At 55.0% G+C, this 12,640-nt stretch carries 11 protein-coding genes; 9 read left to right on the forward strand and 2 right to left on the reverse strand.

All coding sequences use genetic code 11. The annotated features are described in order from the left end of the window. The first annotated feature begins 251 nt into the window (after positions 1 to 251). From PFH44_RS09600 to PFH44_RS09610, 3 genes are all read left to right on the forward strand, one after another. Positions 252 to 1,175 (forward strand): winged helix-turn-helix domain-containing protein, encoded by a 924-nt coding sequence (locus PFH44_RS09600; protein WP_283824892.1) that lies wholly within the window; start codon positions 252 to 254, stop codon positions 1,173 to 1,175. 365 nt (positions 1,176 to 1,540) lie between these two features. Continuing rightward, positions 1,541 to 2,431, forward strand: a complete 891-nt coding sequence (locus tag PFH44_RS09605; protein ID WP_283824893.1) for a winged helix-turn-helix domain-containing protein — start codon at positions 1,541 to 1,543, stop codon at positions 2,429 to 2,431. 1 nt (position 2,432) lies between these two features. Further along, positions 2,433 to 2,909 carry a hypothetical protein gene (locus PFH44_RS09610; protein ID WP_045853238.1) on the forward strand — a complete coding sequence of 159 codons (477 nt, stop codon included), beginning with the start codon at positions 2,433 to 2,435 and terminating at the stop codon, positions 2,907 to 2,909. Between the two features lie 71 nt (positions 2,910 to 2,980). On the opposite strand, the gene PFH44_RS09615 is transcribed toward PFH44_RS09610, so the two are convergent. Both PFH44_RS09615 and PFH44_RS09620 read right to left on the reverse strand, forming a co-directional pair. After that, complete coding sequence (locus PFH44_RS09615) at positions 2,981 to 3,454, reverse strand: hypothetical protein (protein ID WP_283824894.1); 474 nt, start codon at positions 3,452 to 3,454, stop codon at positions 2,981 to 2,983. Continuing rightward, positions 3,454 to 4,368: a winged helix-turn-helix domain-containing protein gene (locus tag PFH44_RS09620; RefSeq protein WP_283824895.1), complete on the reverse strand. Its 915-nt coding sequence runs from the start codon at positions 4,366 to 4,368 to the stop codon at positions 3,454 to 3,456. The genes PFH44_RS09615 and PFH44_RS09620 overlap by 1 nt, the downstream gene beginning before the upstream one ends. 902 nt (positions 4,369 to 5,270) lie before the next feature. On the opposite strand from PFH44_RS09620, the gene PFH44_RS09625 reads away from it, so the two are divergent. The 6 genes from PFH44_RS09625 to paaK all read left to right on the forward strand — a co-directional run bounded on the left by PFH44_RS09625 (position 5,271) and on the right by paaK (position 12,457). After that, entirely contained in the window at positions 5,271 to 5,429 is a 159-nt protein-coding gene (locus PFH44_RS09625; protein ID WP_045853240.1) for a YqaE/Pmp3 family membrane protein, read from the forward strand. 592 nt (positions 5,430 to 6,021) lie between these two features. After that, positions 6,022 to 7,578, forward strand: a complete 1,557-nt coding sequence (locus PFH44_RS09630; protein ID WP_045853241.1) for a class I adenylate-forming enzyme family protein — start codon at positions 6,022 to 6,024, stop codon at positions 7,576 to 7,578. Beyond that, on the forward strand, positions 7,575 to 9,167 hold the full coding sequence (locus tag PFH44_RS09635) for an acyl CoA:acetate/3-ketoacid CoA transferase (protein ID WP_045853242.1): 1,593 nt from the start codon (positions 7,575 to 7,577) through the stop codon (positions 9,165 to 9,167). The genes PFH44_RS09630 and PFH44_RS09635 overlap by 4 nt, the downstream gene beginning before the upstream one ends. Before the next feature lie 10 nt (positions 9,168 to 9,177). After that, entirely contained in the window at positions 9,178 to 9,912 is a 735-nt protein-coding gene (gene fabG, locus PFH44_RS09640) for a 3-oxoacyl-ACP reductase FabG (RefSeq protein ID WP_045853243.1), read from the forward strand. Positions 9,913 to 9,923: 11 nt separating this feature from the next. Beyond that, complete coding sequence (locus PFH44_RS09645) at positions 9,924 to 11,114, forward strand: thiolase family protein (RefSeq protein ID WP_283824896.1); 1,191 nt, start codon at positions 9,924 to 9,926, stop codon at positions 11,112 to 11,114. A gap of 26 nt (positions 11,115 to 11,140) precedes the next feature. Beyond that, on the forward strand, positions 11,141 to 12,457 hold the full coding sequence (gene paaK, locus PFH44_RS09650) for a phenylacetate--CoA ligase PaaK (protein WP_045855142.1): 1,317 nt from the start codon (positions 11,141 to 11,143) through the stop codon (positions 12,455 to 12,457). Positions 12,458 to 12,640 lie beyond the last annotated feature (183 nt).

Here is a 12,640-nt window from a genome sequence, read left to right on the forward strand (position 1 = left end):
ATGAACTTCCGCATTCGGAGGTTAACAGCCTGCCCGACTCATGCGACAAACGACTCGCGAGACCCTTATCATTAGGCCAGCCCTGAAGTCAGGAGACCGTTCTGTCGCCCTGACTTCAGGGCGAAAGGGCTAGCGGGCCTTAACCGGACGTCACGAAAGAGTATGTTTAAATAATATAATAATAACAAAATTCATTTTACAGTTATTACGTTCACGTGCTTATGCTTGTCTTTTACCAGGAGGTAAATAAAATGGCAAACGACAGCAATAAATCATATAAATTAATAACGGACTTGCGCACTAATTATATCATTAATGAATGCGTAGAGTTCCAGCCGGCGACAAGCACTTTACGTAATATCCACACACCCGACCTTAAGGTTACGCTTAATTTACCCGCCGGACGCTGTTTGCTGCTATTAATTAATCACGCAGGTAGTGTCGTCTCGCAGCAGGATTTTATGGATATCGTCTGGAAACAGAGCGGCATGCGAGTCACCGCCAACGCCTATTACCAGAATATCTCGATTCTCCGCAGAGGCCTTATCCATGCCGGGCTGGAGGATAATGTGATCATCACCCTTCCCCGGATTGGGCTGACTCTGGCCTCCGGCACGCAAATCCGTCAATCAGTCGCGGACGCATCCCCTGGCTCAGGAAGCACAAAGAAACCGCTCCACAGTACATCGATCGCAGTGGTTAAAAACACCAGCCGCGAGGAGATCGAACGCGCATCAACGAGCCTCGGCGAATATGGCTTAAAAAATGAGCCGGCATGGCCGGGAGACGGTAATAAGCCCCTTCCAGCCACGCTTATCAGCGTTAAGAGAAGCAGGCCGGTTTTCACGGTAAAAAATAGCGTTCTTCTGGCGGCAGGCATCGCCGCGATGGCCGCGCTTCTCTTATACATGGCGGGTATAAAAGAAAGCTATTTTTCGGGCTATGAAACGATAACCTCGACCCAACGGTGCCATGTTTTATCGGCAGAACCGGCATCCGACAGCCTGAAAAAAGCAATGCTCAGCAAATATGGCGAACATATCACCCGCGATTGTCGGGACTACCCTTGGGTATACGTGACGACAGGTGCAGACCTCCCCAGAACCTCGATCATCCGCTGCAATAAACCCTTCGCACAATCGACCTCGTGTATTTCCGAATACTTTATTGAATGATGGCAAAAGCGTTGCGCCATCATTTCACTGCATCGCCGGGTTAAAACATAAAGTGAAAGTCATGTCGGGATCGATCTTAACTTAATCTTATTTCAGACAATCTGCCGTCAGGCCCATGCAGACGCGTAATGGCAAGCCGATGATTCGTTTCTGTTATTGATGGAAGGAATATCATGCCCGCGATAGCCCGACCAGACAGGCTCGTTGATTCAAAGCAATTATATAAATAAGAATTTTCGCCAGGTGACAGAGTATGCAGCGCTTAATCTATCACTTATACTTTTCTCTAAATGTGAAAATATCTTAATTTTATCTGCATCTGCCGGATAAATCTCACCTGCTGCTGAATGAGTTATATATAATTAATGCATAGATATTACGTTATTAACAATACCGTTGAATTCCACCCAACGACCCGCAAGTTAAGGAATATTATCACCCCCACGAATATGGTCGTTCTGAACTCTCCGGCAAGCCGTTGTTTATTATTATTAATCGAGAGATCCGGCACAATTGTGACGCAGCAAGAGTTTATGTATCACGTTTGGGAAAAACTCGGGCTCGTTGTCTCAGCAAATACCTACTATCAAAACATTTGTCTACTCAGAAAGGGGATGAAAGAAATTGGGTTTACCAGCGACCCCATCACAACCATACCGCGTATTGGCTTAACGCTGGCCCTTGATACACGGATTCAGGCCATGGAATCCACTGACCCGCCAGCGTCAGACAATGATGACGGGCAGGCAGCCGATGAAGCGGTATTGTCCGCATCTTATGAAGAGTTGAACAAGGCAGACTCTGGCCATGCCAGCAGCCCGCACGAGACAGTCGAGTCCGTTGCTGATATACCGGCCTCAGCGCCCGGCATCCCTGCTCCGCTGTACCTGCAAAAGAGAGACGCCGGCAGATTCAGTAAGCTTTTTTTTCTCATCACGATTCTTATCTTTTCTATCCTGCTGACGGATCTCAAGGTCATAGTGACGCACTTCCAGGACCAGCGTTACTTCGAAAACTATCAGCTCACCGTCAACACCAATGGCTGCCACCTGTTCCTCAATAAAGATATTCATAACGCTGATGAACGAAAGAAAGCGCTTAACTACGGCGTTCAGTTCAAATCTGACTGCCAAAAGTTCCCATGGGTATATATCAGCAGATACGCCATGCTGCCCAGGGCTTCGGTGATTCGCTGTAATAAACCCATGTCCAGCCCGAACTACTGTATTTCAAACTATTTTATCGAGGATCATTAGAATGAGACATTACCGTGCATCGGTGTATGTGCTTTGTGTATGCTTATTTTTAACTTTAATACTGGCTGGTTATTCGTTGTGGCAGCGTTATCAGCCGCTTGAATTCACATGCAAAGCAAACTTTGTTCAGCACCACGCGGACGAGAGCCTCTATGTCTCGTTAACGTACAGAATTAGCCAGGATAGCGGCATGCTCAGCATGAATGGCCGCTCCATTACTAATGGGGCGAACAAATTCAATCGAAAAATATTTTTCAACATTGAAAAGCGCAACAACGTTTATCACCTGCACTCGGTTAACAATGTGGTCTTTCCTGATGAAACCGTTAACAATAGCTGGTTAGAGAAATATGAGCCTTTGTTTTTCGTCTATCCCCAAAAGGATATTTATGTGAAAATACTTGAACAACAGAACAGCTACTTATTTATATTCTCGACCTTGCCAGCCTACGTATGCCATAAGCAAAAAGCGCTCTGAGTCGTCATCGTCCTTTCAGGCCGCGGCGATCTTTGACAGCCGACCATGACGGCAGATTTCTGCCGGATGATTTAAGCGTGATTATATCTCTTACAGTAGAACATCGGCATATTATGTAAGTAGATGACAGGATTATGATACTTATCGTACTCAATCTTCAGCGCAAGCTCTTTTCCTGCTTCATAAAAGAACGCAGGAAAGTGAAAATCCACATTGCTGCCCTTGCTGTTATCGGTACTCAGATACTCGACATACTGATTTTTAAGTATGTAAACATCATTATTTTTCACGTATGTAAAATTAATGACCCTGCCAACCTGCGACTGCACGCCATTCTCAGCGGCGATGGCGTGCACCGTGAGTTCACCTTTATCATTGGCCAGGGTGAAGCCAAAATTTGAATCCAGACGAAAACCATCATGCAGTAAGGTATGACGACTCTGGCATACAATTTTATTATTTGAATCAACCGTATTGAAATAATAGACCGCAGCAAATACAGTCGCTATCAGTAAAGCTGCCAGGTAGTATATCTTTGTTCGCATCACTTTACCTTCATGTTTTTCATTACCGTCAGCGAGCGGCAGTTTTGATTGTTTTTATCGTAAGCCAGGCAATACATTAAGTTTAACCGCGTATTCATGGGTGACGCGGTAAAATAAACGACTTCGTTATTCGTACATGACAGCCCCAGAGTGCCGAGGATTGCCTTAATCTCAGAGGATGAATATGTCCGGTTTGCCGAAAATAGGCTACATCCATCGGAAGAGATCTTGATATAGTCAGAAAAAGCGTCGCCGCCGGCCCTGGGGCGATGATTAAGCGTCATCAATCCAGCCATCGCGACGATGAGGGCAATCCCTACATGTCTTAACCATTTATTTCCGTTATTACTACCACTATTTTGCGAATTACCGACTGGTTTGCTTTCATCTCCCGCCGGAGCGTGTAATACCTCAGCCGTGCGATTAAACACCGCCAGAGTATCATCAACCTCTTCCAGCGCTGGAATTTCACCCGTGATATTATTCAGCTCCAGGGTCTCTTTGCCGTCAGGGTCGATTTTTACACTGTTGTCAATTTGTAGCTCAATATCTTCATCCGGATACAGATATGCTACTTTTACGCTATTATTAAACCTCAATCCGTGCCTTGGCACCGTATCAATAACGTCTGAAAACCCTATAATGGCAAGGGACTTTCGGAGATGTAAAATACACTGGTAATAAGTGTTATGGCTCACGCCGGCATTGCGCTTGCTCCCCCATCCGTAGAGGATCAGCTCTTCCTGAGAAACAATCTCTCCCTGGTGACGAAGTAACTTTTCCAGACAGCAGCTCGCAGGAAGATGTAGCTTAATTTCTTTTGCATTTAGCCTATCAACAATCACCCGCCGGGAAGGGACGAACGCAGCCCTCTCCCCAATAATAAAGCTTTGGATGTCATCTGAGCGATCCATATTACTACACCCTTAGCTACCAGTGTCTTTGAAATCAGTGAGTTAGATATTCTGCGAATGAAGAAAATTTTTCGCGCAAATATTAACCGATCAAATAAAGATTAACAAACGGAATTTAACTATGTTCCGGTGTAGAAAATCCATATCGCAATACGCAAAATGCGAGGGATATCTATTTATTTCAGAAACATCCATAGACAGATTATCAACTTGTTTCTAAGTTGATACTGATGTAACTAATTATAAATTTAAATGCATCCCGCCAGGTTTTAAAAACGTTGCCGGGCTGATTAATGGAATAATCGCCGCATTTGGTAAGTCACGTCATGGTGAATTCACCTTCTTAGCCGCTGCAGCATATTCAGTCAGAGCCTCCCGAGACCTCTTCATTTTGACTGGTAGTCGCTATGGCTGAAAAGTATGAGGTGGCGAACGAGAATGATAAAAAAATCTGGAGTATTGCGCCGCGGGTCGCGATGTAAACAGAAACATATTAAAACATCCTATAACTTTCTGAAAATAGTCGCCTGTTCCAGCAACCTGAAAATAGCGGCTGATAAGATTCCTATTTTAAAAACGGGATGTTAAGAAGCGGCGATATATTTTAACCGCTCCAAAACACTTGACTCACACATGGCAAGCATTTCATTTACCCAAGGGTACTCGAGTTTAAAACGCCCATCATCTTTATGCCGGTACTGATTATAAATCCGCCTGAACGTTAAAGGCTTCGCTATCACCGGCGTTGACGGTGTGTCCGATGCTGGATGCCATCCCCAAAGATGGTTACCACCCGCCTTCAAGCGTAAAGGAGAGTAAACCCCCAGAGCAAACTGGCACTCTCGGGCAGAATTACTAAGCTTAATCAGCGAAACGGTTAATTTTACTTAGAGGGAGCGTATATGGGATTCTGGAGAATTGTTTTAACGATTATTCTGCCGCCGCTTGGCGTACTGCTGGGTAAAGGATTCGGCTGGGCGTTTATTCTTAACATCGTGCTGACGCTGCTGGGCTATATTCCCGGCCTGATTCACGCGTTCTGGGTGCAAAGCCGCGATTAACCGACCGCACCAAACGGCGCCCAGGCGCCGTTTGCTTTATCCCAAAATCACTTTTCGCCACGCTGAGCTTTTACTGTCATCTATTTTTCATGCCGACGACGCCGCTGAACGGTTTGCGATACGGGCAGCCGCTCAGGGCGTGAAAAGATACGCAGGCTTAGAGCCAATCCAGTTAGAGCTGTTTCACTTGCCATTTTGGCCCAGAGCCGTGCTCGACAAAAGACGGAACTATTTTGAACGTCCTTCAGGGAGTCTCGAAGGGAGAGCGTAGCGAGTCAATCCTCACGTACCGCGTGTACGCTCCGGTTTCTGTACGCTGTCCCTGTCCAAACCGACTGCGCCACCGGAGCATGGTAGTCAGAGCGAAAAGATGGGGATTCCGTTCCGCGCGGGACGGAATCCCCGATACTGCCGCCCCGGCAGCGCAAAATCCCCCCGCCCGCCAATGAATGAACCCGTCCGCTCGCCGCCTTGTGCAATATTACAAATCCGTTCCAATTTTGTTGATTTTTTGTTGTGAGCCATTCAGCAATTTCCGCTGCGGAAATTCTCCAGACTACGACAAGCCATCATGCTATGTCAGGAGAGACAAATGAGCAGCACCTCCGCCGACTTTCACAATTTATACCAGGCTTTGCACCACAGCGCCTCACGCCGCCCGGACGCCCTGGCGCTGGCGTTTGAAGATCGGCGCTATCGCTACCGCGATTTCCACCTGCGGGTACAGCAGACCATGGCGCAGCTCGACCGCGTCTGGTCATTACACAAAGGGGATCGCATTTTGCTGGCCTGGGGCAATCACCCGGCCTTTTGCGAGATCTTTTTCGCCGCGCTCGGTCTGGGCATCGAAGTGATCCCCTTCAGCACTAAGCTAAAACAGGCCGAAAGCGAGGAGTTGGTGGGCCATATCGCTCCTCAGGCGGTGTTATTCGATGCCAGCGTGCAGGACTGGCTGGGGCACACGGCAAACGCGCGCTGCGTTGCGCTCACCGACTGGCAGGCGCTGATGCTGCCAGAGGCTTTGTCAGACCTGCCGGTGCAGGTGACCCGCGACGACACGGCGATAATGATGTTTACCTCCGGCACCACTGGCGAACCCAAAGGCGCCATCATCACCCACGGTAACCTGCTATGCGCCATCGACGCCTATGCGCAAAAGCTGAATCTGACGGAAGCAGATAGCACCATTCTGGCGGTGCCGATCTATCACATCACCGGACTGTCGGCGCTGCTGTCCCTGTTTATCACCCTCGGCGCCAGCATCTGGCTGCAGCAGCGTTTTAACGCCCCTGAGGTACTGAATACCCTGCGCGAACAGAACATCACCTTTCTGCACGGCTCGCCGACGGTATTTATTCTGCTCTGCCAGGCGGCGCGGTCGCGCAATGCCCTCCAGCCCACGACCTGGCCCTCGCTACGCGCCATCGCCTGCGGCGCGGGCCACCTGAACGAGGGGCTGATCAGCGAGTTAAAAACGCTGTTTCCAAATACCGCTATTCACCCGATCTACGGGCTGACCGAAACTACCTCCCCGGCTACTATCTTCCCGGTCGACGTCTGGGACAACGAGAAGCGCGGCAGCTCAGGGCAGGCCATCCCCGGCCTTGTCATCCGCATCCTCGACGATCGCCAGCAGCCTCTCCCCAGCCGGCAGATCGGCCATATCTGGCTGAAAGGGGATGTGGTGATCCGCGAATACTGGCAGCGCAGCGAACGGCGCCCCAGCTGCGACGAGCAGGGCTGGTTCTGCACCGGCGATCTCGGCTATCTCGATGAGGAGGGCTGGCTGTATATCAAGGATCGCAGCAAGGACATGATCAATCGCGGCGGCGAGAAGATTTACTCCCTTGAGCTGGAAAACATTATTTCGACCCATCAGGGCGTGCGCGAAGTCGCGGTGATCCCCGCCCCCAGCCCGGTGTATGGCGAAGAGCCGGTGGCGTTTATCGTCCCGGACGCGCAGTACCACCTCACCAGCGAGGAGATCCTTGCCTGGCTGAGGGTGAAGGTCGCCCGCTTCAAGCTCCCGGCCCGCATCATCTTCACCCGCACCCTGCCGCGCACTCATAACGGCAAGGTCAGCAAGCGGCAGCTCAAAACGCGGCTTGCGGAATCCATCACCCGCCTGACGACGGAGGAGAAAAAGTGAGCAGCAGATTTATCAGCGCCCGCGAGGCGGCGCAGCTTATCCGCAGCGGCGACACGGTTTGTACCGTCGGCATGACGCTTATCGGCGCGGCAGAATCCATTCTTCAAGCCATCGAAGCGCGCTTTCTGGCAACCGATGCGCCGCGCGACCTGACCCTGATGCACGCCGCCGGGCAGAGCGATCGCCAGCGCGGCAATCAGCACTTCGCCCATCCCGGGATGGTCCGCCGTATTATCGGCTCCCACTGGGGGCTGGCGCCGCGCTGGATGGCGATGATCAATAACAACGACGTGGAGGCCTGGTGCCTGCCACAGGGGCAAATGGTCCACCTGTATGGCGCTATGGCCGCCGGCCTGCCGGGACGGCTCTCCCCCGTCGGGCTGGGCACCTTTGTCGATCCGCGCATCGAGGGTGGGCGCATGAACGCCCGCACCCGCGAGCAGCCCAACCTGATCGAACATGTCGAATTTCGCGGCGCAGAGTATCTCTTCTACCCGGCGATCCCGCTGGATGTGGTGATTGTGCGCGGCACCCACGCCGATGAAGCGGGCAACCTCACCACCGACGAAGAGGCGATGAAGCTGGAAGTGCTGCACGCCATCCTTGCCGCCAAACGCTACGGCGCGAAGGTGCTGGCGCAGGTGAAATACCGCGTGGCGACGGGCTCGCTGCATCCGAAAAGCGTGACCGTGCCCGGAACGCTGATCGACGCCATCGTCGTCTGCGACGAGCCGGAGACGGATCATCGTCAGACCTCCGGCTGGGCGTTCGACCCGGCATTCTGCGGCGATATCCGCCTACCCGCGGCGCAGAGCGCCCCTCTACCGCTGGACCTGCGAAAATTGATCGGCCGCATCGCCTGCCGCTACCTGACGCCCGGCTGCGTCATCAACCTCGGCACCGGCATTCCCAACGACGTCATCGGTGCCATCGTCCACGAAGAACGGCTCGGCGATCGAGTCACTATCACGGTGGAGTCGGGCATCTACGGCGGGCAGCAGGCCGGCGGCACCGATTTCGGTATTGGCTGCAACCTCAGCGCGATGATAAGCCACCAGGACCAGATGCTCTATTACAACGGCGCAGGGGTGGACATCACCTTTATGGGCGCCGGGGAAATGGACCCATGCGGCCACGTCAACGCCACGCGCCTCGGCGCCTCCTGTCCCGGCGCCGGCGGCTTTATCGACATCACCCAGAACGCGCGCCACGTGGTGTTCTGCTCCTCTTTCACCGCCAAAGGGCTGGAGATCGCCTGCGAACAGGGGGCGCTGCGCATCGTCCGCGAAGGCGAGGTGCGCAAGTTCGTCACCCGCGTCAACCAGATCTCTTATAACGGCGAGCTGGCCCGCGCGAAGGGGCAAACCATGCATTACGTTACCGAACGCGCGGTGTTCGAACTGCGCCCGGAGGGGCCGGTGCTGACGGAGATCGCCCCCGGCGTCGATCTGCAACGCGACATCCTGGCGCTCATGGATTTTCGCCCGTTAATCGCCCCGGAACTGACAGTGATGGACAGTGCGCTGTTTCAGCCCGCCCCCTGCGGGCTGGCGCAACGCCTCTCCCCCGATTCATCATCACCTACGTAAGGAACCGTTTATGAAACTTGCCACTCAAACCGCCATTGTCACCGGCGCCGCACGCGGCATCGGCTTTGGCATCGCCCAAGTACTCGCCCGCGAAGGAGCGCGCGTGGTCATCGCCGATCGCGACGCCCACGGCGAGACCGCCGCGGCAGCCCTGCGCGACGCGGGCGCGGAGGCGCTCTTCATTAGCTGCAACATCAGTGAAAAAGCGCAGGTCGAAGCCCTGTTCGCCGAGGCGGAAACGGCGTTCGGCCCGGTGGATATTCTGGTGAATAACGCCGGGATCAACCGCGACGCCATGCTGCACAAGCTGACGGAAGAGAACTGGGATACGGTAATCGACGTCAACCTGAAAGGGACCTTCTTCTGTATGCAGCAGGCCGCCATCCGCATGCGCGAGCGCGGCGCGGGCCGCATCATCAACATCGCCTCCGCCAGCTGGCTGGGCAACATCGGGCAAACCAACTACGCCGCCTCGAAAGCGGGCGTGGTGGGAATGACCAAAACCGCCTGCCGCGAGCTGGCGAAGAAAGGGGTGACGGTAAACGCCATCTGCCCCGGATTTATCGATACCGATATGACCCGCGGCGTGCCGGAAAACGTCTGGCAAATCATGATCGACAAAATTCCGGCGGGCTACGCCGGTGAGGCGAAAGACGTCGGCGAATGCGTGGCGTTTCTGGCCTCCGAGGGGGCTCGCTACATCAACGGCGAGGTGATTAACGTCGGCGGCGGCATGATTCTGTAAGGAGAAAAGCCATGGCACAGGCCAATGATATTGTGATCGTCAGCGGTGTACGCACCGCGATAGGAACCTTCAACGGCAGTCTGAAACATACCCACCAGCACGATCTCGGCGCGGCGACGATCCGCGAAGCGGTGCAGCGTGCCGGGCTGGCGCCGCAGGAGGTGGACGAGGTGATCGTCGGCAACGTCGGACAGATCGCCGAAAGTGGCTTTATCGCCCGCGTCTGCCAGCTGCGGGCCGGGATTCCGCAGGAGAGCACCGCCTATTCGGTCAACCGCCAGTGTGGCTCCGGGCTGCAGGCGCTGGCGGACGGCATGATGGAACTACAAAGCGGCCAGGCAGAGGTGGTGGTCGCCTGCGGGACCGAGAACATGACGCAGCTGCCCTACTACCTGCGCAAAGCCCGCGATGGCTATCGCATGGGCAACGGAGAGCTGGAGGACGGGCTGATCTCCATTCTTACCTGGCCGGAAGGGCCCTATCACAACGGCATGACCGCCGAAAACGTGGCGGAGCGCTTCGGCATCACCCGCGAAGCGATGGACGATTTCGCCTGGGACAGCCAGCAAAAGGCGTTGAAAGCGATTGAGCTGGGCCGCTTTCGCGAGCAGATCCTGGCGCTGGAAGTGCCGGACGGCAAAAAAGCGACCCGCTGGTTCGATACCGACGAACATCCGCGCGATACCCCGCGCGCAAAACTCGCCGCCCTGCGTCCGGCCTTCAAAAAAGACGGGGCAATCACTGCGGCCAATTCCTCCGGGATCAACGACGGCGCGGCGGCGCTGGTGATGATGACGCGTGGGCAGGCGGAGCAACGCGGTTTAACGCCGCGGATGCGCATTCACGGCTGGGCGGTAGCAGGCTGCGGCGCAGACATTATGGGCTTTGGTCCCGCCCCCGCCACCCGCCGCCTGATGGACCGGCTCAATCTGGACGTGCAATCCATCGATCTGGTGGAGCTCAACGAAGCCTTCGCCGCCCAGGCGCTGGGGGTGCTCAGACAGCTGGGAGTGGCGGACGATGCCGCGCACGTTAACCCCAACGGCGGCGCCATCGCTCTCGGCCACCCGCTGGGAATGAGCGGCGCCCGGCTGGCGCTGACCGCAAGCCTGGAGCTGCAGCGCCGCGGCGGGCGCTACGCCCTGTGTACGATGTGTATTGGCGTGGGTCAGGGCATTGCCATGATCCTCGAGCGAGTGTGAGCTAATTTACCTGCGAGTACCCTAAAATGATAACTAATACAAAATTAGATCCGATTGAAAACGCTTCTCGTGACGAATTACAGGCTCTGCAAACCCAGCGCCTGAAGTGGACGCTGAAACACGCTTACGACAACGTTCCGATGTACCGCCGCAAGTTTGACGCGGCGGGGGTGCATCCTGACGATTTCCATGAGCTGAGCGACCTGAGCAAATTCCCGTGCACCACCAAGCAGGATCTGCGCGATAACTACCCGTTCGATACCTTTGCGGTGCCGATGGAGCAGATTGTGCGCATCCACGCCTCGTCGGGAACCACCGGCAAGCCGACGGTGGTGGGCTACACGCAAAACGATATTGATACCTGGGCCAACATCGTCGCCCGCTCCCTGCGCGCGGCGGGCGGCACGGCGAAGGACAAAATCCACGTTGCCTACGGCTACGGCCTGTTCACCGGCGGCCTTGGCGCGCACTACGGCGCGGAGCGCTTGGGGGCCACGGTGATCCCGATGTCCGGCGGCCAGACGGAAAAACAGGCGCAGCTGATCCGTGATTTTCAGCCGGATATGATTATGGTGACGCCCTCGTACTGCCTGAACCTGATTGAAGAGCTCGAGCGGCAGATGGGCGGCGATGCCAGCCGCTGCTCCCTGCGGGTTGGCGTATTCGGCGCCGAGCCGTGGACGCTGGCGATGCGGGCGGAAATCGAGCGCCGTCTCGGGATCGTCGCTCTGGATATCTACGGGCTTTCGGAAGTCATGGGGCCGGGGGTGGCGATGGAGTGTCTGGAAACCGCCGACGGCCCGACCATCTGGGAAGACCATTTCTACCCGGAGGTGGTCAACCCGCACGACGGCACGCCGCTGGCGGATGGCGAACACGGAGAGCTGCTGTTCACCACCCTGACCAAAGAGGCGCTGCCGGTGATCCGCTACCGCACCCGCGATCTGACCCGCCTGCTGCCGGGCACCGCGCGCAGCATGCGGCGGATGGATCGCATCAGCGGACGCAGCGACGACATGCTGATCATTCGCGGCGTCAACGTCTTCCCGTCGCAGCTGGAGGAGGAGATCCTCAAGGTGGAGCATCTGGCACCGCACTACCAGCTGGAGGTCAATCGCCGCGGCCATCTTGATTCACTTTCGGTACGCGTGGAGCTGAAAGAGAGCAGCCTGTCGCTGAGCCACGAGCAGCGCTGCCAGATCTGCCATCAGCTGCGCCACCGCATCAAGTCGATGGTCGGGATCTCCACCGATATCAGCATCGTCAACTGCGGCAGCATCCCGCGCTCGGAAGGCAAAGCCTGCCGGGTATTCGACCTGCGCAAGGCTGCCGCCAACGGCTAGGTCAGCGCCTCCCGGCCCGGCCGGACGATGAACTCCCCGGCGGGACGCCGCGCGCCTGGCGGGAATTCCCTGTGCTATGATTCGTCATGGACTACTAACCGCAACGGAATGAATCAGATGAGCAGGCTTGATAGTTTTATTCAACAGGCGGTAACGGCGATGCCGGTTAGCGGGACCTCCCTG

The organism is Klebsiella sp. Ech2A (assembly GCF_030078455.1).
In the GTDB taxonomy this organism is placed as follows: Bacteria; Pseudomonadota; Gammaproteobacteria; order Enterobacterales; family Enterobacteriaceae; genus Klebsiella; species Klebsiella terrigena.